This is a genomic window from Micromonospora sp. NPDC005254, from assembly GCF_042872525.1.
Taxonomy (GTDB): domain Bacteria; phylum Actinomycetota; class Actinomycetes; order Mycobacteriales; family Micromonosporaceae; genus Micromonospora.
Map to the genome: position 1 here is coordinate 111,819 of NZ_JBIAKM010000006.1, position 26,179 is coordinate 137,997.

General features: G+C 69.3%; 21 protein-coding genes. 15 read left to right on the top strand and 6 right to left on the bottom strand.

The features are described 5' to 3' along the window. Positions 1 to 20: 20 nt before the first annotated feature. Together ACFYPR_RS19660 and ACFYPR_RS19665 are read right to left on the bottom strand one after the other, a co-directional pair. Positions 21 to 152 carry a hypothetical protein gene (locus ACFYPR_RS19660; protein ID WP_387261374.1) on the bottom strand — a complete coding sequence of 44 codons (132 nt, stop codon included), beginning with the start codon at positions 150 to 152 and terminating at the stop codon, positions 21 to 23. Between the two features lie 308 nt (positions 153 to 460). After that, positions 461 to 1,354 carry an IclR family transcriptional regulator gene (locus tag ACFYPR_RS19665; RefSeq protein ID WP_363937930.1) on the bottom strand — a complete coding sequence of 298 codons (894 nt, stop codon included), beginning with the start codon at positions 1,352 to 1,354 and terminating at the stop codon, positions 461 to 463. A gap of 106 nt (positions 1,355 to 1,460) precedes the next feature. Here ACFYPR_RS19665 and ACFYPR_RS19670 point away from each other — a divergent pair, with 106 nt between their 5' ends. The 5 genes from ACFYPR_RS19670 (at position 1,461) to ACFYPR_RS19690 (ending at position 7,351) form a co-directional block, all read left to right on the top strand. Further along, a complete protein-coding gene (locus ACFYPR_RS19670; protein ID WP_354857700.1) occupies positions 1,461 to 2,669 on the top strand; it encodes a fumarylacetoacetate hydrolase family protein in 1,209 nt (402 codons plus the stop codon). Then, positions 2,666 to 4,183, top strand: coding sequence for an aldehyde dehydrogenase family protein (locus ACFYPR_RS19675; RefSeq protein WP_387261377.1), 1,518 nt, complete (start codon positions 2,666 to 2,668; stop codon positions 4,181 to 4,183). Before ACFYPR_RS19670 ends, ACFYPR_RS19675 begins: the two co-directional genes overlap by 4 nt. Positions 4,184 to 4,316: 133 nt before the next feature. Further along, positions 4,317 to 4,484, top strand: a complete 168-nt coding sequence (locus tag ACFYPR_RS19680; protein WP_354857696.1) for a hypothetical protein — start codon at positions 4,317 to 4,319, stop codon at positions 4,482 to 4,484. Between the two features lie 49 nt (positions 4,485 to 4,533). Then, positions 4,534 to 6,261 (top strand): IlvD/Edd family dehydratase, encoded by a 1,728-nt coding sequence (locus ACFYPR_RS19685; protein ID WP_354857693.1) that lies wholly within the window; start codon positions 4,534 to 4,536, stop codon positions 6,259 to 6,261. A 76-nt stretch (positions 6,262 to 6,337) separates the two neighbouring features. After that, complete coding sequence (locus tag ACFYPR_RS19690; protein ID WP_387261381.1) at positions 6,338 to 7,351, top strand: LacI family DNA-binding transcriptional regulator; 1,014 nt, start codon at positions 6,338 to 6,340, stop codon at positions 7,349 to 7,351. A gap of 60 nt (positions 7,352 to 7,411) precedes the next feature. Here the strand turns inward: ACFYPR_RS19690 and ACFYPR_RS19695 are convergent, their stop codons facing one another. Together ACFYPR_RS19695 and ACFYPR_RS19700 are read right to left on the bottom strand one after the other, a co-directional pair. Further along, positions 7,412 to 8,824 (bottom strand): ricin-type beta-trefoil lectin domain protein, encoded by a 1,413-nt coding sequence (locus ACFYPR_RS19695; protein ID WP_387261383.1) that lies wholly within the window; start codon positions 8,822 to 8,824, stop codon positions 7,412 to 7,414. 521 nt (positions 8,825 to 9,345) lie between these two features. Next, the gene (locus ACFYPR_RS19700; RefSeq protein ID WP_354862152.1) at positions 9,346 to 10,485 is read right to left on the bottom strand and encodes a substrate-binding domain-containing protein; all 1,140 of its coding nucleotides are present in this window, start codon (positions 10,483 to 10,485) and stop codon (positions 9,346 to 9,348) included. A gap of 468 nt (positions 10,486 to 10,953) precedes the next feature. Here ACFYPR_RS19700 and ACFYPR_RS19705 point away from each other — a divergent pair, with 468 nt between their 5' ends. The 7 genes from ACFYPR_RS19705 to iolB all read left to right on the top strand — a co-directional run bounded on the left by ACFYPR_RS19705 (position 10,954) and on the right by iolB (position 18,992). Continuing rightward, positions 10,954 to 12,993: a DUF2264 domain-containing protein gene (locus tag ACFYPR_RS19705; protein ID WP_387261386.1), complete on the top strand. Its 2,040-nt coding sequence runs from the start codon at positions 10,954 to 10,956 to the stop codon at positions 12,991 to 12,993. Further along, a complete protein-coding gene (locus ACFYPR_RS19710; RefSeq protein ID WP_387261389.1) occupies positions 12,990 to 14,294 on the top strand; it encodes an ABC transporter substrate-binding protein in 1,305 nt (434 codons plus the stop codon). Before ACFYPR_RS19705 ends, ACFYPR_RS19710 begins: the two co-directional genes overlap by 4 nt. A 116-nt stretch (positions 14,295 to 14,410) precedes the next feature. Then, positions 14,411 to 15,274: a carbohydrate ABC transporter permease gene (locus tag ACFYPR_RS19715; protein ID WP_387261392.1), complete on the top strand. Its 864-nt coding sequence runs from the start codon at positions 14,411 to 14,413 to the stop codon at positions 15,272 to 15,274. Further along, complete coding sequence (locus tag ACFYPR_RS19720) at positions 15,274 to 16,170, top strand: carbohydrate ABC transporter permease (protein WP_387261395.1); 897 nt, start codon at positions 15,274 to 15,276, stop codon at positions 16,168 to 16,170. The genes ACFYPR_RS19715 and ACFYPR_RS19720 overlap by 1 nt, the downstream gene beginning before the upstream one ends. Before the next feature lie 5 nt (positions 16,171 to 16,175). Next, entirely contained in the window at positions 16,176 to 16,853 is a 678-nt protein-coding gene (locus ACFYPR_RS19725; protein WP_354862144.1) for a hypothetical protein, read from the top strand. A gap of 84 nt (positions 16,854 to 16,937) precedes the next feature. Further along, positions 16,938 to 18,122, top strand: a complete 1,185-nt coding sequence (locus ACFYPR_RS19730; RefSeq protein WP_354862142.1) for a glycoside hydrolase family 88 protein — start codon at positions 16,938 to 16,940, stop codon at positions 18,120 to 18,122. Between the two features lie 45 nt (positions 18,123 to 18,167). After that, the gene (gene iolB, locus ACFYPR_RS19735; RefSeq protein ID WP_355066604.1) at positions 18,168 to 18,992 is read left to right on the top strand and encodes a 5-deoxy-glucuronate isomerase; all 825 of its coding nucleotides are present in this window, start codon (positions 18,168 to 18,170) and stop codon (positions 18,990 to 18,992) included. Between the two features lie 107 nt (positions 18,993 to 19,099). On the opposite strand, the gene ACFYPR_RS19740 is transcribed toward iolB, so the two are convergent. Then, complete coding sequence (locus ACFYPR_RS19740) at positions 19,100 to 20,452, bottom strand: ricin-type beta-trefoil lectin domain protein (RefSeq protein WP_355066564.1); 1,353 nt, start codon at positions 20,450 to 20,452, stop codon at positions 19,100 to 19,102. A gap of 505 nt (positions 20,453 to 20,957) precedes the next feature. On the opposite strand from ACFYPR_RS19740, the gene ACFYPR_RS19745 reads away from it, so the two are divergent. Both ACFYPR_RS19745 and ACFYPR_RS19750 read left to right on the top strand, forming a co-directional pair. Then, on the top strand, positions 20,958 to 22,397 hold the full coding sequence (locus ACFYPR_RS19745; protein WP_387261399.1) for a glycoside hydrolase family 43 protein: 1,440 nt from the start codon (positions 20,958 to 20,960) through the stop codon (positions 22,395 to 22,397). A 119-nt stretch (positions 22,398 to 22,516) separates the two neighbouring features. Further along, on the top strand, positions 22,517 to 23,950 hold the full coding sequence (locus tag ACFYPR_RS19750) for an RICIN domain-containing protein (protein WP_387261402.1): 1,434 nt from the start codon (positions 22,517 to 22,519) through the stop codon (positions 23,948 to 23,950). 129 nt (positions 23,951 to 24,079) lie between these two features. Here the strand turns inward: ACFYPR_RS19750 and ACFYPR_RS19755 are convergent, their stop codons facing one another. Then, positions 24,080 to 24,634: a DM13 domain-containing protein gene (locus ACFYPR_RS19755; protein ID WP_387261405.1), complete on the bottom strand. Its 555-nt coding sequence runs from the start codon at positions 24,632 to 24,634 to the stop codon at positions 24,080 to 24,082. Positions 24,635 to 24,887: 253 nt separating this feature from the next. On the opposite strand from ACFYPR_RS19755, the gene ACFYPR_RS19760 reads away from it, so the two are divergent. After that, on the top strand, positions 24,888 to 26,177 hold the full coding sequence (locus ACFYPR_RS19760) for an ArsB/NhaD family transporter (RefSeq protein ID WP_354855531.1): 1,290 nt from the start codon (positions 24,888 to 24,890) through the stop codon (positions 26,175 to 26,177). Positions 26,178 to 26,179: the final 2 nt, after the last annotated feature.

Below are 26,179 nucleotides of genomic sequence, written 5' to 3' on the forward strand. Positions count from 1 at the left end.
GGGGCCGGTCGCGTGCCGGTTCACGTCCCGGTGCTGGTGCCGAAAGCGGCGTCCGTGGTTGCCGTGGCGGCTGGTCCGGCCGGTTCGACGGCGACGACACCAGCGGCGAACGGGACAGCGAGCGCGATTCGTAGCGGCGTCGTCATCGTCATCGACACGATCTCCTCTGGATCGTCGTGCGGATGTCTCGCACCCCGGGGAGAGCCCCGGTCTGCCCACGTCCGCCGAAACGGGGGCGATGTGAGATGACGCGGATCGCTGTCACGCACCGGTTCGGGCGAGATGAACATCGATTCGCATCGTTGACTTGCAGTTAACATCGGCCATCTTCGAGGGTCAATCCCGCGGAGGGAGGATTGAAACACCGCCGATGGGTCCGGCAAGCGCGGTCATCATGGTTGACGCCGGCTGGGCATCCTCGCCCGCCGGCTCACCGGCGGCTCGGTGCGTGCCCGCCCGGTCAGGTCGTGGACCGGCCGTCACCGTCCGGGTTCGCGGAGGGCCGCGGGTAGCCGAGTTCGTACGAGATCTGGTTGGCGGTCTCCAGAAGGAGCGGAACGTTGCTCTTCAGCTGGTCGAGGCTTGCGATCACCTCGATCGCCGTGATCGAGGCGGCGGCGATGACCTGACCGCGCGAATCCCTGATCGGCGCGGCCACGCACATCACGTAGGCGTCGTGCTCGCCGTTGTCCACGGCCCAGCCGCGTTCGTGGATGCGGGCGAGTTCAGCTTCGAGGGCGTCGTGGTCGGTGAATGTGGTCGCGGTGAATCTCTCGAAGACGACGTGGGAGAGGAGACGGTCGCGTTCCTCCCGAGGTAGGTAGGCCAGGATCGTCTTTCCCACCGCGCTCGCATAGATGGACACCGCGCGCCCGATCCGCGAGGGCAGCTTGACGGCGTCGAACGCCGGACTGTCCACCTTGTCGATGTAGATGATCTCGTCGCCGGTCAGCTGTGCCAGGTGCACGGTGTGGCCGGTCTCGCGTTGCAGCGCCCGGAGGTGCGCGGCGGCGGGCTGGCGCAGGTCCATCGAGCCCAGCGCGAGTTCGGACAACTCGATGAGTCCACTGCCGAGCACGTAGGTGCCCGCCCCGGTCCGGCGGACGAAGCGCGCCGATTCCAGTGTCTGCAGGATCCGCAGGGCCGTGGACTTGTGGACGCCGAGCACGTCCGCAGCCTCGGTAAGGGACAGCGGGTGCTCGGCCGACCGACGGATGAGGTCGATCGCGCGGCGAATCGATTGCGCCAAGGCTCTGTCTCCCCTCGGGGCGACGGTACGACACCGTCGCTGCCATTGCACAATACGCAATGAAGTTGGCGTCATGCGCAACCGCCTCTTGACACCGTTGCACATGTCGCTACGATCGTTGCAATTTAATTCCCTCGATGCCAACTCGTACCACTGGAGTAGCGATGGGTAAGCAGCGCGCGTACGCCGGCGGGATCGCGGAGAGCGGCTCATGACGGTCCCACGGCCCCGCGCAGGCGCCGCCGGCGCGGACTGGGTCGGGTCCGCCGCCGAGGCGTTGCCGGACGATGCGGACGCTGTTCTGATCGGCCGGATCTGGGACCCGTCCGTCGACGGCCCCACGCCCGTGGCCGTCCGCAACGGCGAGGTCATCGACCTCAGCCACCGGTTCCCGACCGTACGGGACATCTGCGAGCTGCCCGACCCCGCCGCGACCGTGGCCGGGCTCGACGGGGCGCGGGTGGGCGACTTCGGGGAGATCCTGGCTAACACGGCGGCCGCGACCCGGGACCCTGGCCGGCCCTGGCTGCTCGCCCCGGTGGACCTCCAGGCGCTCAAGGCCGCGGGCGTGACCTTCCCCATCTCGATGATCGAACGCGTCATCGAGGAGCGGGCACGGGGAGACCTGGCGCTCGCGGCGGACATCCGGCAACGGATGTTCGCCGACATCGGTGTCGACCTGCACAACCTGGAGGCGGGCTCGGCCGAGGCGGACCGGCTCAAGAGCCTGCTGGTCGCCGAGGGCATGTGGAGCCAGTACCTGGAGGTGGGGATCGGCCCGGACGCCGAGATCTTCACCAAGGGGCAGATCCTCTCCGCCGTCGGCACCGGCGTTCCGGTCGGCGTGCTCGCCGCGTCGACCTGGAACAACCCGGAACCCGAGATCACCCTCATCGTCCAGTCCAGCGGCCGGATCGTCGGCGCCACCCTCGGCAACGACGTGAACCTGCGCGACATCGAGGGCCGCTCGGCGCTCCTGCTTCCCCTGGCGAAGGACAACAACGCCTCCTGCGCGCTCGGCCCCCTGATCCGGCTCTTCGACGACCGGTTCGGGATGGAGCGGGTACGCGAACTCGAGGTGCGCCTGGAGGTCCACGGTGGGGACGGCTTCCTGCTGGAGGCGGTCTCGGAGATGACCCGGATGTCGCGCGCCCCGGAGGAGTTGGTGCGGCAGTTGATCGGCCCGCACCACCACTATCCCGATGGGGCCGCCCTGATGCTCGGCACCATGTTCGCGCCCATTCAGGACCGGGACCGCCCCGGTGAGGGCTTCACCCACAAGGTCGACGACGTGGTACGGATCAGCTGTCCGGCACTCGGCACCCTGGTCAACCGGGTGCGGCACGCCCAGGAGTGCGAACCCTGGCACTTCGGCGTCCGCGATCTGATGGGCAATCTGGTAAGGAGAGGACTGCTGTGAACGTGGTCATCACGGTCGATCCGCGCGACGGCAAGCGTCGCGCGACGGATCTCACCGAGACCGACGAGTCTCGGCTGGAGACGATCGCCGGTCAGACGTCCCCGGCGACGCGCTGGTTGGCCGACCTCGGGAGGCGTGGCCGGGCCGAGCTGCTGGACGCGATCGCCGCATCCCTCCAGGCCCACCGGGTGGATCTGGTCGCGGCTGCCGAGGCAGAGACCGGGCTGAGCCACGCGCGCCTCGACGGGGAACTCACCCGGGCCGCGGTCCAGTTCCGGATGTTCGGCGATGTGCTGCGCGACGGGGCGTACGTCGAGGCGGCCATCGACCACGCCGCCGACACACCCCTCGGACGCGGCCCGGACGTGCGGCGGATGCTCGTACCCCTCGGGCCGGTCGCCGTCTTCGGCGCCAGCAACTTCCCGTTCGCCTTCTCGGTCGCCGGCGGTGACACGGCCGCCGCGCTGGCCGCCGGCTGCCCCGCGGTCCTGAAGGCCCACCCGTCGCACCCGTTGACGTCGCACGCCTCCGCCGCCGCGATCTCCTCGGCCGTCCGCGAGCTGGGCGGGCCCGAGGGTGTCATCGCGACCGTGTACGGGGAGCAGGCGGGCCGCTCGCTGGTGCGTCACCCCGCGATCCGCGCGGCCGCCCTGACCGGCTCGGTCAACGCCGCCCGCGCCATCCAGGCGGCCATCGACGAACGGCCCGACCCCATTCCCCTGTACGCCGAACTGAGCAGCGTGAACCCGATCGTCGTCCTGCCCGCCGCGGCCGCCGACCGGGGTGACCAGATCGCCGAGGGTCTGTTCGCCTCCTTCACCGCCTCGGGCGGTCAACTGTGCACCAAGCCCGGCCTGGCGTTCATCCCGGCGGACCGGGGTGGTGACCAGCTGGTCGACGTCCTGCGGGAGAAGGTCGCCAACTCGGGCGACACGGTCCTGCTCAACGAGCGCATCCGGGACGCGTACGAGAGTCGGGCCACGGAGTTCGAGCGGGCCGGTGCTCGGGTCTCGGCACGGGCCCAGGTCGACCCCGGCGCGGGCTTCACCGCCGCGCCGAGGCTCCTGGAGGTGGATCTGCCGGGGCTGACCGCCGAGATCGCCGACGAGTGCTTCGGTCCGCTCATGGTCGTGGTCCGGTATCACGACGCTGCCGAACTCGACGCCGCGCTGGACGCCGTACCCCCGTCGCTGACTGGCTCCGTCCACCGTGGCTCGGGTGACGACGTCGACGTCGTACGCCGGCTGGTCGACGCGCTCGCCGCCCGCGCGGGTCGCATCGTCTTCGACGGCTATCCCACCGGCGTCCGGGTGTCGTGGGCCCAGCACCACGGTGGACCCTGGCCGTCGACGAACGCCGTGCACACGTCGGTGGGCGCCACCTCGATCCGACGCTTCCTGCGCCCGCTGGCGTGGCAGGACGCCCCGGACTGGGTCCTTCCCGAGGAGCTGCGCGACGAGTGCACCGCCATTCCCCGGCGAGTCGACGGGAGGTTGGTGCCAGCGGCCGATTAACGGCGTCTGCCGGTCTCCTTCGGGTGCCTTTGTGGGTCACCCGCGGCCGGCACGCGAATTCCTTGACGGCGCGGGGGAGGTGCGGACGTTCATTTAGATCGCTGTTCCCCTGATGCGCCCCGCGGTGGTCACTGTGCTGCTCCGGTCGGCCGTGGCGTCCTGGAACACCTACTTCCTGCCCCTGGCCATGCTCTCGGACAACCGGCTCTTCCCGGTGACCGTCGGCCTCGGCCTCTGGCAGGGGATCTTCAGTCTGCAACGACACTGGCGCGGCGGACTGTCCGTCGGCGGCCTCCGGTAAGCCGCCCTTCCCACCAGCTATCCGGGCGGATGAACAGAAAGGTGTGCTGATGTCGACGACGAATCGATCGCTGCGCAGCGGGCAGTGGTTCGGCGCGGAAGGCCGTAACGGGTTCATCCATCGGTCCTGGATGCGCAACCAGGGTTTCGCGGACGACGTCTTCGACGGCCGCCCGGTGATCGGCATCGCCACCACCTGGTCGGAGCTGACGCCCTGCAACGCTCACCTGCGCGACCTGGCCGAATCGGTGAAGCGGGGCGTGTGGGAGAGCGGCGGTCTGCCGCTGGAGTTCCCGGCGATGAGCCTGGGCGAGCCGCTCATGCGACCCACCACCATGCTCTACCGCAACCTGCTGGCGATGGAGTTGGAGGAGTCGGTCCGCGCCAACCCGCTCGACGGGGTGGTCCTGCTCTCCGGCTGCGACAAGACCACTCCCGGCCTGCTGATGGGGGCGGCGAGCGTCGACCTGCCGACGCTGATGATGACCGGCGGCCCGATGCTCAACGGCAAGTTCCGCGGCCAGGACATCGGCTCGGGCACCGTCGTCTGGCGCTTCACCGAGGAGATGCGGGCCGGCCGGATGACCGCGGCCGACTGCGCCGAGGCGGAGGTCGGCATGTCCCGCAGCCGGGGCCACTGTATGACGATGGGCACCGCCTCCACCATGGCGTGCGTGACCGAGGCGCTGGGCGTACAACTGCCGGGGGCCGCCGCCGTGCCGGCGGTCGACTCCCGGCGGTACGCGCTCGCGCAGGCCGCCGGGCGCCGGATCGTCGCCATGGTCGGCGAGGACCAGCGGCTGTCCTCGGTGCTCACCCGGGAGGCGTTCGAGAACGCGATCCGGGTCAACGCCGCGATCGGTGGCTCCACCAACGCCGTCGTGCACCTGCTCGCGATCGCCGGACGCCTCGGCGTGCCCCTGTCGTTGGAGGACTTCGACACCCTCACCGCCGACGTGCCCCTGCTCGTCAACCTCATGCCGTCCGGGGCGTACCTGATGGAGGACTTCGCCTACGCGGGCGGTCTTCCGGTGGTGATGAAGGAGCTCGCCCCGCTGCTGCACACGGACCACATCACCGTCAGCGGCAGGAGCGTGGCGGAGAACGTCGACGGCGCCCAGTGCTGGAACCGGGACGTCATCGCCACGCTGGAGGAGCCGTTCCAGCCCGCCGGCTCGGGCACCGTCGTGCTGCGCGGGTCGCTCGCGCCGTCCGGGGCGGTGCTGAAGGTCTCCGCCGCCTCCCCCCACCTCCTCACGCACACCGGCCCGGCGCTCGTCTTCGACCGGATCGAGGAGTACGTCGTCGCCGCCGACGACCCGGACCTCGATGTCACAGCCGACACGGTGATCGTCGTCCGCAATGCCGGACCACGCGGCTACCCCGGCTTCCCGGAGGTGGGCAACGTGCCCATGCCCCGCCGGTTGCTCGCCGACGGCATCACGGACATGGTGCGGATCTCGGACGCCCGCATGAGCGGCACCGGCTACGGCACGTGCGTCCTGCACGTGGCGCCGGAGGCGTCCGTGGGCGGACCTCTCGCGCTGGTGCGCACCGGCGACCTGGTCCGCGTCGACGTCACCACGCGCCGCCTGGACCTCCTGGTCGACGACGCGGAACTCGCCGAGCGCCGTTCCGCCTGGGAACCACCACAACCGGTGGCCGACCGAGGTTGGACGCGGCTGTACAGCGAGCATGTTCTCCAGGCCGACAGCGGCGCGGACCTCGACTTCCTCGTCGGTGGCAGTGGCAGCGGAGTGCCCCGTCACTCACACTGACGGCCCCGGAACGTACGAGGAAGCGACTCATGGAAGAACGGACGGCCCGCCAGTGCGAGTTCACGCGGAAAAAGCGGTGACCGCCGCCCATCGGCTACCGGTGATGGCGGACGTCGCCCGCCTGGCGGGCGTGTCGCACCAGACGGTGTCCCGGGTCATCAACGGGGCGCCCGCCATCAGGCGCGAGACGCGGGAGCGGGTTCTCGAGGCCATCCGACGGCTCGACTACCGCCCCAACACCGCCGCCCGCGCGCTGGTGCGCGGACGCTCCGGGATGATCGGCATCATCGGCACGGCCAGGACGCTGTTCGGTCCGACGAGCATCCACCGCAGCGTCGAGGATGCCGCCCGAGCTGCCGGCTACTTCGCCACCTCGGTGAGCCTTTCGGAGGTGACGGTACGGGCGCTCAGCGACGCCACCGAACACCTCATGCGCGTCGGCGTGGAGGGCGTCGTGATGATCGCCGGCAACGACGAGGCCCTCGAAGTGGTACGGATGACCCGATCCGGCGTGCCCTTCGTGGTGGTGGAGGGCGATCTGTCCCGGGCCAGCGTCACCGTCGGCGTCGACCAGGTGCTCGGCGCCCGGATGGCGACCGACCACCTGCTCGGCCTCGGGCACACCGAGATCGTGCATGTGTCCGGTCCGCTCAACTGGGCGGAGGCCCGCGCCCGCCGCGACGGCTGGCGTGCGGCGATGAGTGCGGCGGGCCTACGCCCGCCCGAGCCGGTCAAGGGTGACTGGATGGCCCACAGCGGCTATGTCGCCGGGCTGCGGATCTGCGAGATGCCCGGGACCACAGCGGTCTTCGCCGCCAACGACCAGATGGCCATCGGTGTGCTGCGCGCGCTGCACGAGCGTGGACGGCGAGTGCCACAGGACATCTCCGTCGTCGGATTCGATGACGTCCCCGAGGCGGCGTACCTGATTCCGCCGTTGACCACGATCCAGCAGGATTTCGGCGCGGTCGGTCGACGGGCCATCACGGCCGTCACCCAGGCCATCGACGACACGGCGCCGCAGCCCCTGCCGTTGGTCGTCCCGACGCTCGTGGTGCGTGAGAGCACGGCGCCGCTGACCGGTACGTGAGCCACGGACGCCGCATGGCCGGGGCGGGCCCGGCGTGACGCCGAGCCCGCCCGGTGCGGGTTACGCCAGGGCGACGAGCCGGAACTGCTGGTTGGTCTGTCCGTGGCAGTCGTAGAGCTGGAGCTGGGCGCCGTTGGCGGTGCTCCAGACGTCGAGGCAGCGTCCGGACTGGACGTTGCTGATGGTGCCGTTGGAGTTGATGTTCCACTGCTGGTTGGTCTGGCTGTGGCAGGTGTAGATCTGCACGGCCGCGCCGTTGCCGGTGCCCGCCGCGTCGAGGCACATGCTGCCGTACACCTGGAGTTGTTTGCCCGACGTGTAGGTCCAGGACTGGTTGGTCTGCCGGTTGCAGTCGTAGAGCTGCACCCGGGTGCCGTTGGTGCGGGAGGCGTTCGGTACGTCGACGCACCGACCGGACTGCGCGCCGATGATCTGGCTGGCCGAGCCCGGCGGCGGAGTGGTGGGCGGAGTGGTGGGGGTCGGTGTCGGGGTGCTCGTCGGGGTGGTGGTCGGCGTCGGGCTGGTCGGCGTCGACGGCAGCAGCGGGCAGGTGCTGCGGTAGGTGACCACGCCGCTGGAGTCCAGCAGCGGGCAGAGGAACTGGCTGTACCGGGCGTCGTTGTCGAGGAACATCTTGACGAACGGCAGCATGGTCCGGACCATCACCGGGTTCGACCGTCCGACCATGAACCCATGGTCCGCGCCGGCGACCTCCACGTAGACGCTCTCCGTCGTGCTCGGGAGGCTGTTGTAGAGGCCGGTGGCGTAGGACGGGGTGACCACCGTGTCCGCCTGCCCAGCGAAGATCATGGTAGGCACCCGGTCGTTGGCCAGGTTCGACGACGGCGAGTAGGGCGCGATGCCGACCACGGCCTTCAACGACGGGCGCCGGCTGGCCGCGCTCAGCGCGCCACCGCCGCCCATGGAGTGACCGGCGACCGCCAACCGGTTGGGGTCGACCCGGTCGCGTACCGGGCTCTGCTGCGTCAGGTAGTCCAGCGCGGCGAGCAACTGGGTGCCGCGGGCCGTGTCGAAGTCGTTGCGGCTGTTGGTCTCGATGCCGATCACGACGAAGCCGTGGGAGGCCAGCCACGGTCCCATCCAGGCCAGCTCGGCGGAGAACAACGCGGTGTAACCCGGCGAGATCGCGATGGCCCCGAAGGTGCCCTGGCTCGTGTCGGTCGGGTAGTAGATCCGGCCGCCGTTGAAGCCGTACCCGGTCGGGACGCTTACCGAGGTGTTGGCGAAGGGGCCGTTCACGGCGGTGACGCTGGCCGCCGTGGGGTCCGGGCCCCGCTGGTACGGGTTGTCGGCGGCCGACGCCGACCCGGTCGCCACAGTCATGGTGAACAAACCGACCGCGGCGGCGATCCCGGCCGCGGCGAGCTTGAGCAGCCGTCCGCGAGACCGGAAGGACACTCGGTCGGCATGGGTGTCGCCCGAGGGCGGGGGGTGGTCTGCGAGTCCTCGCACTGTCGGTACCTCCTGGTGGTGGATGAGTGCGGGGCGGGCGGGTTCGGTCGGGGGCCGAACCTGCCCGCCCCGGCGCTGTCCGATCGTCAGCGTTGCAGCGTCAGCAGACCCGGCCGGTACGGCAGCAGACCGTAGTCGCCGCCGGAGCTGAGATTGGGCAGCAGCGACACAACCAGAGCCGCAACTATCGCGGCTGTTCCGGAAGTAGTGGGTGTTCGGAATCGGGTACGCCCGGCGGGACGGTTCCGGGAAATCCTGCTGATTTTCTGGGGGTGGGCCTGACGGTCGCGTGCGGCGCCTCCAGAGCTGAGTGGATCATGTTAACGTTCACAGCGATCGATGGTTCTCAGGCTCGCAGAATGTTCCAGGATTCTCAACCGGTAGTTTCGGGCCTGTTACGGATCAGCCGAGCAGCGGCCGTCTCCTACCGCGACCGCACAGCGACGCGCCGCTCGGGACCTGACCCGAGCGGCGCGTCTTCGACTGGCTGAACGTTCCCGAGGCGGGGACTGGAAGCCCCCTTACGCGGGTGGCCGCGCGGTCGACCCCCGGACCCGCAGCGATGGGCTGATGACGATCCGGTGGGTGGGGCGGTCGGGGTCGGCGAGCCGGTCGGCGACGAGACGCACGGCAGCCCGTCCGATCGAGCGTCGCGGCGGTCGGACCGCGGTCAGCGGCGGGCTGAAGAGCCCGGCGACCTCGTCGTCGTACGCCACGATGGAGAGGTCGCCGGGAACGGACAGGTGCCGCTCCTCGCAGTGTTGCACCAGCGCGATCGCCTCGGCGTCGGCGTGCACCAGCAGGGCCGTCGTCCCGGTCGCCTGGCACCGGTCGAGCACGTTGTCGAGCACCGTGTCCCGCTCCGGTGACCGTGTGTCGGGTACCACGGCCACCACTGTCGCGTTCGAGTCGAGGTCGCACTCGGTCGTGGCGTCGAGCCAGCCACGCCGCACGTGCTGGCTGGTGGGGCTGTTGGCGTCGAGTACCAGGCCGACCTTGCGGTGTCCGAGCGAGGTGAGGTGGCGTACGGCCATGGCGGCACCGAGCGCATGGTCGGTGACCACCGACTCCATGACAGCATGATGGCTGCCTACCGTGGCGGTGCGTTCCAGCAGGACGACCGGGACGCCGACCTGGTCGAGCCACTCGATGGTGCGCTCGGCGGTCGGCGCGTCCATGCTCGGCGCGATGATCAGCGCGTCCACGTCCATCCGCCCCACCAGGCGTGCCAGTTGCGGCTGGTCGTCCTCGGTGTCGTACGAGGAGCCGCGCAGTACCACACGCATGTCCAGCTCGCGGGCGGCGCCCTCGACACCGCGCGCCACGTCCGGCCAGTAGTAGTCCAATGAGGGCACGAGCATGCCGACCGCGCGCCCGACGAGCGGGTTCAGGCCAGCGTCGGGCGGCTCCTCGGCTGCCGGGACGTCGTCCGGCAGGATCAGAGCGACTCCACCGTGGACCCGGCGAACCAACCCTTCGGCGGCGAGCTCCGCGATGTCGCGCCGGATGGTGACCGGCGCGGCGCCCAGCACGTGCGACAGGTCGGAGATGCGCATCGAGCCGTCGCGTTGCAGGGCTGCCAACAGTTGCTGGCGGCGGGCGACCTGAAGCGGCGCGCGGGAAGTCTCCGCCGTGGCGACGACAGGACTGTCCTTGGTCATGGGGACCTCCGAGGAACGCTTCGTGCGGCGAAAGGTATCGCGCCGTGACGACGAGCTTGCCGACCGGGTTGAACGCGGCTGCGCGCGACGGCTATGGCCCTCGGGCCGACCGAGCAGCTGTGAGCGATTCTGATCGTATCAGATCAGTTGTGGCGTTGCTGGCGTCGCTGAGTCCGCTGTGCGGCGGGGGTCGACCGGGTCACGGGCCGGAGGTCCGGTCTTCGACCGGATGATTAGGGGGTGTGAGACCGTTTTGTGGGCAGGCATCGGTAGCTCCGGCCGCCGTCGATCCCGGTGACGGCGTGTGTCCTTTTGATCGTATGTGTTCGTCTGGTTTGAGAACAGCATTGACTTGCTCTGATGTGAGCGTTTTACTTCGGAAACACTGCGGATGCCGGAGCGTCACATTCCGGGCAACGCGCCGCTCGCCACATTCCATGGAGACGGATCGATGCGACAGGATCTGGGATGACGTCCAGGACGGCCGGCCGGTCAACGCCGGGGACGGCCTCGGATGCCGCGACCTGGAGCCGGCACGACTGGCTGGCCCTCGCCGACCGGATGCTCGCCGCGGTCCGGCCGTTCGCGTCCCCCGGTCACGCTCTCGTCAGTCTTCCCGGGCGAAAGGGCGGTTACGGGCGGGCCGTCGACGGCCTCGAGGGTTTCGCCCGCACTTTCCTCCTGGCCGGCTTCCGCATCGCGGGGGCCAGGGGAGTGGGCATGGACGAGCTCGTCGACCGGTACGCGGCCGGCATCGCCGCCGGCACCGATCCGAGCTCCCCCGACCGCTGGGTGCGCTTGGACGAACACCCCCAGGCGAAGGTGGAAGCCGCCTCCATCGCGCTGGTCCTGGACATGACCCGCCCGTGGATCTGGGACCGGATGCCGTCCGCGGTGCACGAGCGGGTAGTCGACTACCTGCGCCCGGCGGTCGGCGACGACACGTATCCACAGATCAACTGGGTGTGGTTCCGGCTGGTCGTACAGACATTCCTGCGTTCGGTGGGTGGGCCGTACTCGATCGACGAGATGGCCGCGGACCTGAGCACGCACGACGGCTTCGCCCGCGGGGACGGCTGGATGTCCGACGGGCCGCACCGCGCGTACGACCACTATGTGGGCTGGGCCCTGCACCTGTATCCGACGCTGTGGGCCCGAATGGCCGGCGCCGCGGACCTGGCCGAGCAGCGCCGCGATCGGGACCTGGCCAGCCTCGACCGCTTCCTGGGCGACGCGGTCACGCTCGTGGGCGCCGACGGGTCACCGTTGATCCAGGGGCGAAGCCTGATCTACCGCTTCGCCGCGGCGGCGCCGTTCTGGGTCGGCGCGATCGCCGGCGTGCCCTCGGTCAGCCTCGGCCAGTTGCGTCGCGCGGCCACCCGCATCGTGCGCCACTTCGTCGCCAACGGGGCCCTGGACGAACGAGGTCTGCTCACCCTCGGCTGGCACCGGTCGTGGCCGCGACTGGCGCAGTCGTACTCCGGACCGGGCTCGCCCTACTGGGCCAGCAAGGGCCTGCTCGGCATCGCGCTACCCGCCGAACATCCGGTGTGGACGGCCTCCGAGGAGCCGCTGCCAGTCGAGGAGCGGGACGCGGTGCGGGCGGTGCACGCGCCAGGCTGGCTGGTTTCCGGCACCCGTGCCGACGGCATCGTCCGGGTCATCAATCACGGCACCGACCACGCCGTAGAGGGCGCCACCGTCTCAGATTCCCCGCTCTACGCGCGACTGGGCTACTCCACCGCCACCAGCCCCGTCCTCGACGACAGCGGCTGGGCCAGCCCGCTCGACCAGTCCGTCACTCTCGTCGACCACGCGGGCCAGGTCACCCACCGCGCCGGCATGCGCCTGCTGACCGTGCACGTCGACACCGACGGCGTGGGCGTGGCCGGGTCACGTGCCCTCGCCCACTGGGTCGACCCGGATCCGGGTCAGCGCGATCACGGCGGCGGCCGCGTGGGCCGGTCCCGACCGGCCGGGCACCTCACTGTGTATTCGCTGGTCCGTGGCCCCTGGGAACTACGTCTGACCCGCGTCGACGACCTCGCCGACGGCGTCGAAGCGGCTGCGCTGCGGCTGCGGATCGGCGGCTGGGCCATTGCCGGGGATGCGACGGCAACCGTTGGCGAACGGGCGGTGGCCCTGACCGGGGCCGGCCTGACCAGCAGGCTCGACAGCGTTCGCGGGGACGGAACGGCCGGTGCCACCGCCCTTGCGCACGGCGGGCCCCTGGCCGGCGGGCTGGTAGTGCCCTGGCTGGACCACCCCGTCCGGCCGGGCGACTGGGTCGCCGCCTTCATCGAGCTGTCCGCGGTGCCGGCAGCCACGGTGGGGCAGGTAGGCCAGGCCGTGGCCGACGAGGACGGCCGCGGTCTCCACCTGGCGGTCGACTGGCCCGACGGGATCGGCACGTCGACCCGTCTGGACACCGAGCATGCCAGGCCCACCAGGCGTCCTGGTAGCAGTGCGGGCCCGTCCGGGCCCCTTGACCTAAGGAGAGAGGGATGAAGCGTGCGATACCGGCCGTCATCAGCGCTGCGACGGCCCTGACGCTTGTTCTCGCCGGTTGCGGCGGCGGAGACGAGCCAGTCGACCCCAATGCCCCGGTGACGATCACCCTGGCTGGCTGGAGTCTGTCGTCCACGCCCGAGTTCAAGACGCTCGCCGACGGCTTCAAGGCGACCCACCCGAACGTGACGGTGGAGCTCAAGGAGTACGCCCCAGGCAACGACTACGACACCCAGATGATCACGGACCTGGCCGCCGGCACCGCCCCGGACGTCTACGTGATGAAGAACCTCAAGAACTTCTACACGTACCAGAGCGGTGGACAGCTGCTCGATGTCTCCGACGTCACCGCCGGTCTCGACTCGGTGCCGGCGCTCTCGTCGTACCAGGTGGACGGCAAGGCGTACGCGGTGCCGTACCGGCAGGACTCGTGGGTGCTGTTCTACAACAAGGACCTGTTCGCAAAGGCGAAGGTGGCGCCGCCGGACGGCAGCTGGACCTGGGACGACTACACCGACGCGGCGAAGCGGCTGCACACCGGGCTGAAGGGGGCCGGCTCGAACGCGACCGGCGCGTACCAGCACACCTTCCAGTCGACAGTGCAGGGATTCGCGCTCGCCCAGACCCCCAACGCGGACCTGCTCTCCGGGGACTTCGGCTACCTGAAGCCGTACTACGAGCGGTCACTGGACCTGCAGGCGGCCGGCGCGCAGCCGACCTTCGGCACCGCGAAGACCAACAAACTCACCTACCAGGCGCAGTTCGGCAAGCAGCAGTCGGCGATGCTGCTGATGGGCACCTGGTACGTGGCCACGCTGCTCAACCAGCGACAGAGCGGTGACGCCGACACGTTCCAGTGGGGGATTGCTCCGGCGCCGCAGTTCGACAAGTCCACCACCGGCACCTCCGCCACGCCTGTCACCTTCGGTGACCCGACCGGCCTGGGGATCAACCCGAAGATCAGCAAGTCCAAGACCGCCGCGGCCAAGGCCTTCCTCCAGTACGCGGCCGGCCCGGATGCCGGCAAGGCGCTGGCCGCGATCGGCATCACCCCGGCCCAGGTCACCGACGCGGTCACCGCGACGCTGTTCGGGCTGGACGGCGTACCGCAGGACGACCTGTCGAAGTTCGCCTACACCAAGCACACCGTCAAGCCGGAGAACCCGGTGTCGAAGCACACCGCCGGCCTGCAGAACCTCCTCAACGAGACGCACTCGGCGATCCTCTCCGACAGCAAGGGCGTCGACGCGGAGCTGAGCAAGGCGCAGACCCGTGCCAAGAACGAGGTCCTCAACCAGTGAGCTGTTGGCGGGTCCGGCGCGCCTCCGTCGAACGCCGGTCCCGCCACCATGCCGAACGCTTCCGGAGACTCCCTATGGCAACATTGCCGCGCACGAGACCCAGGAACCGGCGGCTGGTGTCGCGCAACACTGTCGCCGGCTGGTCGTTCATCCTGCCCAACTTCGTCGGCTTCGCCGTGCTCACCCTGCTCCCCGTCGTCGTGCTGTTCTACGTGGCGTTCACCAACTGGAACGTCTTCGGGATGGCCGAGTGGACCGGCACCGCCAACTTCCGGCGGATGTGGGACGACGCGAGCTTCTGGGCCGCGCTGCGCAACACCGTCTACTACGCCGTCTTCCACATCCCGCTGACCCTCGCGGCGGCACTCGGGCTGGCGCTGCTGCTCAACCGCAAACTGCGCGGCGTGCGGTTCTTCCGCACCGTCGCCTTCTTCCCGTACATCACCTCGATCGTGGCGATCGCCGTCGTCTGGAACCAGCTGTTCAGCCCCGAGTACGGCCCGATCAACGCTCTCCTCGGCGCCGTCGGGGTGGACAATCCGCCGGGCTGGACCGCGTCGGCGACCTGGTCGATGCCGGCGGTCATCATCGTCGGCACCTGGCGGTACATGGGTTACTACATGCTGCTGTTCCTGGCCGGCCTGCAGACCATCCCGGCCCAGCTCTACGAAGCGGCCGAGACCGACGGCGCCTCACCGTGGCAGCGGTTCGTGCACGTGACCCTCCCCGGGTTACGACACACCACCTTCTTCGTCACAGTGCTGCTCACCATCGAAAGTTTCAAGGTCTTCGACCTCATCCTCGTGATGACCGGCGGCGGGCCGGGTCAGTCCACGCTGGTGCTCTCGCAGTACATCTACCAGAAGGGCTTCGAGGAGAACCAGTTCGGTTACGCCTCGGCGGTCTCCATCGTCCTGTTCGCCATCTGCTTCGGCATCACGATCATCCAGTTCTTGGTCAACAGGCGGGGGAACAGCTGATGACCGCGACCGACCTCTCCACACCCGCCCCGGCCATCGCCGCGCCCGGCAACCGCAGACCGTCCGCCCGACCTGTCCGGCTCCGGGTCTGGCGGCTCGTCGGGTACGCCGCTCTCGTGCTCGTGGCGGCCGGGTTGCTGCTGCCGTTCTTCTGGATGGTGGTGGCGTCGTTGAAGACCAACAACGACGTCTTCACCATCCCGATCACCTGGCTCCCCGATCCCGTGGTGTGGCGGAACTACGTCGACATCTGGCAGCGCTCGGACATGACGACGTGGCTGCGAAACACCCTGCTGCTGTCGGTGACCGTCACCGTCCTGCAGGTGTTCACGGGGAGCTTCGCCGCCTACGGCTTCGCGCGCATCCGCTTCCCTGGCCGCAACGCGCTCTTCCTGGCGTACGTCGGGACGATCGCGGTGCCCTGGCAGTCGTACATGATCCCGCAGTTCATCCTCATGTCGAAGCTGCACCTGTCGAACACGCTGTGGTCGATCGTCGCGGTGCAGGCGTTCGGCGCGATCGGCGTGTTCCTGATGAAGCAGTTCTACGAGACGATCCCCGAGGAGCTCAGCGAAGCGGCGCGGGTCGACGGGCTCAGTGAGTTCGGCATCTACCGACGGGTCATTCTGCCGTTGTCCCGGCCGGCGCTTGCCAGCCTGGCCCTGCTGATGTTCACGACCACCTGGAACGACTACCTCGGCCCGCTTATCTACCTGCGCAGTCCGGAGCTGCGCACCATCCAGTTGGGGCTGAACACCTTCATCTCCCAGTACAACGCCGAGTACGCACTGATCATGACGGGCTCCGTGCTGTCCGTGCTGCCCGTCGCTGTCATCTTCCTGCTCGGCCAGCGCTACTTCATCGAGGGCATCGCCACGACCGGACTGAAGGGTTGAGGCCCATGCGTTCGCGCCACAACACCATCGCCGCCGTCTTCGACGGGATCTACGTCGCGCTCGTCAGCAACCTGCTGCTGGTGCTCGGTTGCCTGCCACTGGTGACGCTCGCGTTCACCACCGAGGCGGCGCGCTCCTGGCCGCTGTACGCGCTGACCGCCCCGCTCTGCGCGCCCGGGCTCTGTGCGGTCTTCGCGGTCATGTCGGCCTATTCGGCCGGCGACACCGGCGGCGTGCTGCGCACCTACGGCCGCGCCTGGCGAGCCACCGCCCGGCCGGCGATGCTCTGGACGGCGGCAGCCGTGGCTGCCCTGGTCGTGCTCGCCGTCGACGCCCGCGCCGCGTGGGGCCACCGGGTCGGGGCACTCGCCCTGCCGGTGCTGGCGACCCTGATCGTCCTCACCGTCGCTACCACGTTGCTGGGGTTGGTGACCGTCGCCGAGCGACCCACCGCGCGGTTGCGTGAGGTGGCCCGCGCCTGCGTGTATCTGGCGGTGCGCCGGTGGTACCTCACCGCCGTTTCTCTCCTCGTCCTCGTGCTGCTCGCACAGATCCTGGCGGCCCGTCCCGCGATCGCGCTCGGCCTCGCCGCCGCGCCACTGCTCTACGTCGTATGGGCCAACAGCCGCTTCACCCTGCGCGCTGCCCTCGACCCACCGGCGACCGCACCGCAGAGCACCTGAGCACCGCGTTCCGGCCACCGATCCGGGACGCCGACAACGCACCTGCCCGGCACCGGACCGTACCCACGAGGGAGAACAGCATCCATGACGGCGACCGACGTCCGTCCCAGCTCCGACGCAGAAGCCACGGCGGCCGCGGTGGCCGCCGCGATACGCACGGTCGACGCGAACATCGTCACCTTCGGCGACCGGTACCCCGCGGACACCACCGCCGCCAACCGCTACCCACTCCGGCCAGCGAGCGGAGGCCAGCCCGAGGGCGCCAACGTCGGCTGGACCACCAGCTTCTGGCCCGGGATGCTCTGGCTGGCACATGATCTGACCGGTGCGGAGCGCCACCGGCGGGCCGCGCTCTCCCACGTGGACAGTTTCGCGGCCCGGATGACCCGCGGCATCGACCTGGACACCCACGACCTCGGGTTCCTCTACACCCTCGCCTGCGTCACCGCGGCCCGCCGTACCGGCGACGCGCGGGCCCGAGGCGCCGCTCTCGCCGCCGCCGACCACCTGATGACGCGCGTCCTCGAACCCGCCGGAATCATCCAGGCCTGGGGCGACCTGAACGACCCCCGCCAACGTGGCCGCACGATCATCGACAGCCTCATGAACACGCCGCTGCTCTTCTGGGCCAGCCAGACCACCGGCGACGACCGCTACGCCGCCGCGGCCCGCCGGCACACCGCTCAGCTTCGCCAGCACATCCTGCGTCCGGACGGCACCACCTTCCACACCTTCTACTGGGACCCGGACAGCGGTGCGCCGCTACGCGGGGAGACTGAACAGGGCCACTCCGACCACTCCTGCTGGGCGCGTGGGCAGGCATGGGGCATCTACGGGTTCAGCCTCAACCACCGGCACGTCGGCGACCCGGCGCTGCTTGCCGCCGCGAGGACCTGCGCCGACCGCTTCCTCGCCCACCTGCCCGAGGACCACGTCGCGTACTGGGATCTGGAGTTCGGCGACGGCAGCGGCCAGGAGCGGGACAGCTCAGCCGCGGCCATCGCCGCCTGCGGCCTGGTCGAACTGGCAGACGGCCTTACCGACACGGCCAGCGCCGACCGGTACCGGACAGCCGCCGCGGAGATCCTGCGCTCGCTCATCGTCCACTACTCCACCGGTGGCCATCCGGTCTCGAACGCGCTGATCCTGCACGGCGTCTACGACAAACCCAAGGGCATCGGCGTCGACGAGGGAACCCTGTGGGGCGACTACTTCTATCTGGAAGCCCTCACCCGCGCCACGATCCCTGGCTGGGCCAGCCCCTGGTGACCACCGCGATCGACCCGCACCGTCCGCATCCTCCGAAAGGTGACCATGGACTACCGCTACCACTGCGCGATTCCCGCCGTCGACGGCCGGAACACGCTGCCCTTCAATCCCTGCCGTCTGCTGGACTTCACCCTGCTGCGGCTGTCGGCCGGCGAGTCCTGGACCGGCGAGTCCGGTGACCGGGAGATCCTGGCCGTCATCCTCGGTGGCACGGCCAGCTTCACCGTCGCCGGCCGCCACTTCCCGCAGGTCGGCCAGCGACCGGACGTTTTCTCCGGCAAGCCGCACTCGGTCTACATCCCGGCCGGCTCCTCGGTGACCGTCGAGGCGGTCACCGCCGTGGAGATCGCCCTCCCCAGCGCCCCCAGCGAGCTGACCACCGACCCCTATGTCATCGCACCGGAGCAGGTCGTGACAGGCCGCTGGGGAGCGGCCAACTTCGGCCGTACCTACCACCAGATCCTCACCGAAGTCTCGCAACCGGACCTGCCCGCCCGCCGGCTCATCGTCGGCGAGACCTACACGCCCTCGGGTAACTGGAGCACCTACCCGCCACACCGGCACAAGGTCGACGACCTGCCCGCCGAGGCTGCGCACGAGGAGATGTACTACTACCGCGTCAACCCGGCGGACGGGTTCGGCATCAGCCGGGTCTACACCGACGACGGGTACGAGGAGAACGTCACCATCCGCGAGCATGTGATGCAGATGATGCCCGAGGGGTACCACACAGTGGTCAGCGCGCCCGGCTACACCACCTATTTCCTGTGGTTCCTGGCCGGCACACAACGCACCCAGGGCGCCCGCGAGGACGCCGCGCTCGCCTGGGTGGGTCAGACCGTACCGACCCTGCGCAGTGTGGGCCTGTAGCGATGGCTGCCCCACTCGGCCACCCGGACAGCCGGACGGCCACGCGCCGCCCGGGAAAGGACCCGAGCGGCGCGTCTCCGACAGGCTCAGCGTTGCCTGAGGCGGCACTAGGCGCGCGTGCTCCACTGCTGGTTGGCGCCCCCGTGGCAGGCCCAGAGGTGCAGTTGCGTCCCATTGGCGGTGCCGGAACTGACGGCGTCGAGGCAGAGCCCCGACTGGGCTCCGGTGATGGTGCCGTTGGCGTTCAGGTTCCACTGCTGGTTGGGTTGGCCGTTGCAGTCCCAGATGATGACCGCGGTGCCGTTGCTGCTTCCCGCTCCGCTGGCGTCGAGGCACTTGTTGCCGTAGACGGTCAGGGTGCGGCTCGCGGTGTGGGTCCAGCGCTGGTTGGTGCGACCGTGACAGTCCCACAGTTGCGCGCGGGTTCCGTTGGTGGTGCTGGAGTTGGGGATGTCGATGCACCGGCCGGACTGGCTACCCGCGATCAGCACGTTCTGCTGGCCGGGCGGTGGGCTCGACGGCGGGGGCGTGGTGGGCGGGGGAGTGGTGGGCGGCACGGTCGAGCCGAACTGGGTGAAGAACCTCCACACCTCCTGCTTGACCCAGCTCCGCGCGCCGCTCTCACAGCCGGCACAGCCGTCCACCGGACCTTGCTGGTGGCCGCCGTCGAACGCGGCCCAGACCACCGGATATCCGGCCGGACACGAGTAGGCGGTGGTGATGTGGGTCCGGCTACCCGGCGCCGGCTCGGGCGGGTTCTGCGCGGCGCAACCGTTGTTCCGGACGAACCTGTCGCGCAGCGCCCGTCCGTTCGGGATGTTGTCGTTGACGCCGTGGATCCCCAGGTACGCCACTGGCTGGGTGCCGCCGCTGCAGCCGCTGATCGCCCCGGGCGCCGCGATCGCCGCGACCGCACGGAACACGGTGGGCCGGGAACACGCCAACGAGTAGCTCATCGCGCCGCCGTAGCTGAATCCCACCGAGAAGAGTTGCGTCGTGTCGACACAGAGGGCGTTCTCGATGACGCGGACCATGTCGTCGGTGAAGGTCACATCCTCACCGTTGGAATTGCCCCAGCCGTTGTTGATGCCCTGCGGGGCAACGAAGATCGTGGTGTTGTTCGACTGGGAGAGCATGCCGTAGTAGGCCCACGCCGCTCCGTCGGTGCCGCCCGACGCCACCTGATCGGCGGTGCCACCCAGCCAGTGGAACCCGAACGCCAGTCGGTGGGCATAGGTGTTGTTGTAGCTGTCGGGCAGCCGAAGGATGAAGCTGCGGCTCTTTCCGCTGCTCTGGATCGTGTGGGTGCCGCTGTTCAGTCCGGGCGCCTTGCCGCAGCCGGCGGTGGTGGCGGCGGCCGCCGATCCGCCAGCCACGATGATGTACGCCCCGACGGCGACGAGAACCAGGACAGCCATGGCGGCCCCGATCCAGGGGCCGGAGAGTTTGCGAAGTGGCACAGCTGCGCCTCCTTGTGGTGGACGAACTTCCATTGGTGGTGTGGGCGTGGGGCGTCACCGGTCGGCGAGGAACCCGCGCGGCGGCCCTTCGTAGACCGTCGAGGGCCGTGCCGACGCCGCGGCGGCCGGTTCTGGTCGCCGAACCGACGGCCGGCGGTGAGCCACGCAACACATAGACTAGCATAATGATGTGACGTATGACGTCCGCGATCGATGCGGCGTCGGCCCGCCGGGTGGATCCACCCCTCGGGGCGCTCTGTTCGGTCAAGTCGAACGAGCATCTTCGATGCCTTGACACTCCAGTTGCGATCGCTAACACTTGTCCGCAACACGTACTTAATGATCTGGACACATGGCGTCTGCCTCGCCGGCGACACCGGCACGGCACGCCACCCACCGCTCCCCACCGCGCGGCCCTGGGTCGCGTCCCCTCGGAGCTGTTAACGCTCACATGTAGGTCGGCTCGGGGTGTTGTCGCCCGCCCCTCCGCGAAGGAGAAGGACCCATGTCGAGAGTCCTCGCCCGGCTCTACGCGGTGTCGCTCGCCGCGTGCCTGCTCTTCACCACCTGGTCGGTGGCGACGCCGAAGGCAGCGGTCGCGCTCGACCCGGCCGTCGGTTACCTGATGGCGCACTTCACCGGCGAGTCCTCGACCGGTCAACAGATCTACCTCGCCCACAGCGCCGACGGCCTGCGTTGGACGGACCTCAACAACGGCGGGCTCGTGCTGCGATCCACAGTCGGCACCCGCGGCGTCCGCGACCCCGCCCTGGTTCGCTCGCCCGCCGGTGACAGGTACTGGATCATCGCCACCGACCTGTGCATCGGCTGCGGCCAGGACTGGTCGACCGCGGTCAACAACGGCAGCCGCAACTTCGTCGTGTGGGAGTCCACCGACCTGGTCACCTGGTCCGCGCCGTGGCTGCTGAACGTCGCCGGCCCGATTCCGGACGGACGCAACGCCTGGGCTCCGGAGGCGATCTGGAACCCGGCCACCGGCGACTACGTCCTCTACTGGGCGACGAACGTCCCGCTCAACGGGGTGACCAAGCACCGCATCTACTACGCGCGCACGGCGGACTTCCGCAGCATCACCACGCCGCAGGTCTACCTCAGCCGGTCTGGCAGCCAGGAGATCATCGACACCCAGATCGTCGAGGTGCCGGCCGGCGTCGGCGCCTACCGCTACGTCCGGGCCTCCCGCGACGGCCAGATCACCCTCGAAGGCAGCAACTCCATCCTCGGCACCTGGACGACCCTCGGGAACCTGTCGGGCATCGGGCTGACGGGCTCCCAGGTCGAGGGCCCGATGTGGATGCGGTTCAACGCCCGTAACGAGTGGGTTCTCTACCTCGACCAGTACGCCAGCGGGCGCGGCTACCTGCCCGTCCTGACCACCAATCCGTCGAGCCCGGCCAGCTTCCGGCTGCCGGCGTCCGGCTCGTACGACATGGGCGGCACCAGGAAACGGCACGGTTCGATCCTCAACCTGACCGCCGCCGAGCAGAACCGCGTGCTCGCCCGCTGGCCCACCACGGCGGTCAACCGGCTCCAGTCGTACAACCTCCAGGACCGGTTCGTACGGCACTACGACTACGACGTCCGCATCGATCCGAACGTCAGCCCCGCGCAGGACGGCCAGTGGCGGCTGGTGCCCGGTCTGGCCGGCTCCGGCACGGTCTCCATCCAGTCGGTCAACTACCCGGGCTACTACCTGCGCCACTACGGGTTCGACTTCCGGCTGGAAGCCAACGACGGCACCGCCACCTTCGCCGCCGACGCCACCTTCCGGCAGGTCGCCGGCGTCGCCAACTCCTCGTGGACGTCCTTCCAGGCATACAGCCACCCGGACCGCTACATCCGGCACTACAACTACCTGCTCCGGCTCGACCCGCTCTCCGATGCGCAGAGCCGTGCCGACGCCACCTTCCGCGTGACCACCTGAACGCCGACCGTCTCCCCACACTGATTGGACCTGTCATGAAACGCAAAAGGCTGTCGCACGGACACGCGTCGCGGAGCACCCGGTCGTTGCGCCGACTTCTGATCGCTCTGGTGAGCGCGATGACCGCGCTGGTTGGCATCGTCGTCGTCACGTCGTCGCCGGCCACCGCCGCCACCAGCCAGTTTCGCGGCATGAACTGGGCCGTGTTGGGTGACAACTTCAGCACCGGCCCGCTCGTCGTGCAGGGCCTCAGCTCGTCCGACAGCAACGCGACGGTGCGGGCCAAGGCCAATGCCCTCTACGACAGCATGGCTTCCACCATGGGGGTCAACACCGTCCGGCTGCCCATCAACACCCACACGGTGGGAACGGCGTGGTGGGAGGCGTACCGCGGCGCCATCGACGCCGCGACCGCCCGCGGGTTCAAAGTCATCCTCGCCTACTGGGAGGACGGCGCGGCCTCCGGCGGTAGGATCACGAACCTCGCCGCGTGGAACGCGATGTGGTCCACGGTGACCAACACGTACGGCTCGAACACCAACGTCTACTTCGAGCCGATGAACGAGCCGCACGGCTACAGCTCGGCGGAGTGGCGCGACGTCGCGGCGAACTGGCTGAGCTACCACTACTCGGCGGTGCCCGGCCGGGTGCTCATCGGTGGCACCGGCTTCAGCCAGGATCTGCGCGACATCTGCAACGACACCCGCTTCAACTCGACCCTGCTGTCCTTCCACTACTACGCGTTCTTCTACGGCGCGATGACCTACGACGCCTTCCGCAGCCACATCCAGACCCGCCTGGGCAATTGCGCCTCCCGCGCGGTAGCGACCGAGTTCGGCGCTCCCATGAACGACGGCCGCAACTACGCCGACGCGGGCAGCACCGACAACTTCGTGCGCTACATCCGCGCGCTGGCCCAGGTCATGCGCGACAACCAGATGGGCGGCACCTACTGGCCCGCCCTCGGCGGCAAGCCGGGCACCATCGGATACGACTGGTACTCGATGTTCGCCCTCGGCGGCAGCGGCACCAACCTCAGCCTGACCGTCCGCAACACCTCCGGCGCCGACCGGATCCGGTACGCCTGGGGCGACACCATCGACGGTGGTCCGACGACGCCTCCGCCCACGACGGGAACGTTCTACCGGATCACCGTGCGGCACAGTGGCAAGGCGATGGACGTCCAGCAACCGAACACCGACAACGGCGCGCGGGTCGGCCAGTACACGTACGGCGGCAACGCGTGGCAGCAGTGGCAGTTCCAGGACGCCGGCAGTGGCTACTGGCGCATCATCAGCCGACACAGCGGAAAGTGCCTCGATGTGGTGAGCGCTTCGACCGCCGACGGCGCCGAACTCGTCCAGTACACCTGTGGCACCGGCACCAACCAGCAGTTCCAGATGGTCGCCAACGGCAGCTACTTCCAACTCCGCGCCCGGCACAGCGGCAAGTGCGTGGACGTACCGGCCGCGTCGACGGCGGACGGCGTGATCCTCAAGCAGTATCCGTGCAACACCGGCGCCAACCAGCAGTGGTCGCGTACGGCCGTTTGACGCTCGTCTCGCCGCGACGACCGATTGACGGTGGCCCGCACCCCCGGTACCGAGCTGGTGACCGGCGCCGGGGGTGTGCGCCGTTGCGACGCCGCATATGCCGGCGTCGCAACGGGCAGCCCGGCGACGTCAGACGGCCTTGAGGTCGGCCGCGCCGAAGGAGACGGCGAATCGCTTGCACCAGATGGAGACGCTCCGGAAGTCGCGGGGGTCAACCGATGCCGGTATCTCGTACACCTGGTTGCCCTGATTGCCCTTGAGCCTGGCCAGTTCGACCCATTCGCCGTCATCGAACACCCGCCACCCGGCCTTGCCGAGGGTGACCGGTTGGTCGGTCAGCCACACTCGCAGGTCCGGCCCGCTCGACGTATTCAGGTTCCGGATGACGAGCTGGTGGCGCCCGTCGGCGAGCCGGTGGATCTCGGCACTGCCGGTCGTCCGGTGCTCGTGGGTGACGAACTCGCCGGCGGTCAGGATCGCGTTCCCGGCTGGTGTCGCCGCCGGCGCCGCGGACGCGGGAGTGGGCGCGGTCGACGTGGTCCCCACGGGGGGAACCGCCTCGTCGACGTACGTGTCGGTGAACAGCTTCCACGGTTGGAACCAGTAGAGGGCCAGAGCCGCCACGAGGACAGCGGAGGCGAGACCGGCCCAGGCCACTCGCGACCGGAAGATCCATTTCCCCACCCCCGCAGCGTACGACCCCCGCAGCCGTCGAACTGGTCGCGAACCCTTTCGGAACCCTTACGACGCTCCGGGTCGCCCACTCCAGCCCACCTCGGTTGTCGTCGATGAACAGGTGGTGCGGTGCGGTTGCGGGCCGGCCGGGCCGGCACACCACACCGTTGCCGATCGCCCAGGCTGATAGGTTGATCTCAGGTGTGCCGGGAAGCCTGGTCGGCGTTGCGATAACGGCTGACCAGAACCGGAGAAGCGCCGAATGAGCATCCTGGCCTGGATCGCGGTGGCCGTGTTCGCCGCCGCCTACGTCCTGATCGCCACCGAGAAGATCAACCGGGTGGCGGTGGCCCTGGGCGGCGCGTCGATCATGTTGGCGATCGGGGCGACCGATGCCGAGCATGCGTTCTTCTCCGAAGAGGCGGGCATCGACTGGAACGTCATTTTCCTGTTGCTGGGGATGATGCTGATCGTCGGTGTGCTGAAACGCACCGGCCTGTTCGAGTACTTGGCGATCTGGAGCGCGAAGAAGGCTCGGGGCCGTCCGTTCCCGATCATGGTGATCCTGGTGGTGGTGACCGCCGTGGTGTCGGCGGCGCTGGACAATGTCACGACCGTGCTGCTGGTGGCGCCGGTGACGCTGCTGGTGTGCGAGCGGCTCGGCGTGCCGCCGATCCCGTTTCTGATCGCCGAGGTCATGGCGTCCAACATCGGTGGCGCGGCAACCCTGGTCGGCGACCCGCCGAACATCATCATCGCCAGCCGGTCGGGGTTGAGTTTCACCGACTTCCTGAACGTCATGGCCCCGCTGGTGCTGATCGTGCTCGTCGTGTTCGTCGGCCTGTGTCGGATCATGTTCCGCACGGCGTTCCGCTACGACGCCGAGCGCGTGGCCCGGGTGATGGCGCTGCGGGAGGCGGACGCGATTCGCGACCGCCGCCTCGTGGTGATCAGCCTGGTGGTGCTCGGCACGGTGCTGCTCGCGTTCAGCCTGCACACGGTGCTGGACCTGGAGCCCTCGGTGGTGGCCGTGCTCGGTGGCCTGCTGTTGCTGGCGTTGTCGCGGCTGGACACGGAAGACGTGGTCAAGGACGTCGAGTGGCCGACGCTGGTGTTCTTCGCCGGCCTGTTCGTCATGGTCGGAGCCCTGGTCGCCACCGGAGTGATCGACAGCGTCGCCCGGTCGGCGACCGAGGCCGTCGGGGGCAAGCTGTGGCCAGCCACCATGTTGATGCTGTGGGCGTCGGCGGGGCTGTCGGCGATCGTGGACAACATCCCGTACGTGGCGACGTTGAGCCCGATCGTGAGCGAGCTGGTGAACGCCGAAGGTGGGCTCGGTAAGGCTCAGGTGCTGTGGTGGGCGCTCGCCATCGGGGCTGACTTCGGCGGCAACGCCACCGCCGTCGGCGCTTCGGCAAACGTGGTGGTGCTCGGCATCGCCGAACGTGCCGGGCACAAGATCACGTTCTGGGGGTTCACCAAGTACGGTCTGATCGTCACCGTGATCTCGGTGGCGATCGCGGTGCCGTATCTGTGGCTGCGATTCTTCTGACG

Excerpts from the sequence above, each read along its gene's own strand:
- ACFYPR_RS19730 (WP_354862142.1), top strand. The coding sequence starts at position 16,938 with ATGACGGCGACCGACGTCCGTCCCAGCTCCGACGCAGAAGCCACGGCG.
- iolB (WP_355066604.1), top strand. The coding sequence starts at position 18,168 with ATGGACTACCGCTACCACTGCGCGATTCCCGCCGTCGACGGCCGGAAC.
- ACFYPR_RS19685 (WP_354857693.1), top strand. The coding sequence starts at position 4,534 with ATGTCGACGACGAATCGATCGCTGCGCAGCGGGCAGTGGTTCGGCGCG.
- ACFYPR_RS19710 (WP_387261389.1), top strand. The coding sequence starts at position 12,990 with ATGAAGCGTGCGATACCGGCCGTCATCAGCGCTGCGACGGCCCTGACG.
- ACFYPR_RS19660 (WP_387261374.1), bottom strand. The coding sequence starts at position 152 with ATGACGATGACGACGCCGCTACGAATCGCGCTCGCTGTCCCGTTCGCC.
- ACFYPR_RS19665 (WP_363937930.1), bottom strand. The coding sequence starts at position 1,354 with ATGTGCAACGGTGTCAAGAGGCGGTTGCGCATGACGCCAACTTCATTG.
- ACFYPR_RS19745 (WP_387261399.1), top strand. The coding sequence starts at position 20,958 with ATGTCGAGAGTCCTCGCCCGGCTCTACGCGGTGTCGCTCGCCGCGTGC.
- ACFYPR_RS19705 (WP_387261386.1), top strand. The coding sequence starts at position 10,954 with ATGACGTCCAGGACGGCCGGCCGGTCAACGCCGGGGACGGCCTCGGAT.
- ACFYPR_RS19720 (WP_387261395.1), top strand. The coding sequence starts at position 15,274 with ATGACCGCGACCGACCTCTCCACACCCGCCCCGGCCATCGCCGCGCCC.
- ACFYPR_RS19760 (WP_354855531.1), top strand. The coding sequence starts at position 24,888 with ATGAGCATCCTGGCCTGGATCGCGGTGGCCGTGTTCGCCGCCGCCTAC.
- ACFYPR_RS19725 (WP_354862144.1), top strand. The coding sequence starts at position 16,176 with ATGCGTTCGCGCCACAACACCATCGCCGCCGTCTTCGACGGGATCTAC.
- ACFYPR_RS19700 (WP_354862152.1), bottom strand. The coding sequence starts at position 10,485 with ATGACCAAGGACAGTCCTGTCGTCGCCACGGCGGAGACTTCCCGCGCG.
- ACFYPR_RS19750 (WP_387261402.1), top strand. The coding sequence starts at position 22,517 with ATGACCGCGCTGGTTGGCATCGTCGTCGTCACGTCGTCGCCGGCCACC.
- ACFYPR_RS19670 (WP_354857700.1), top strand. The coding sequence starts at position 1,461 with ATGACGGTCCCACGGCCCCGCGCAGGCGCCGCCGGCGCGGACTGGGTC.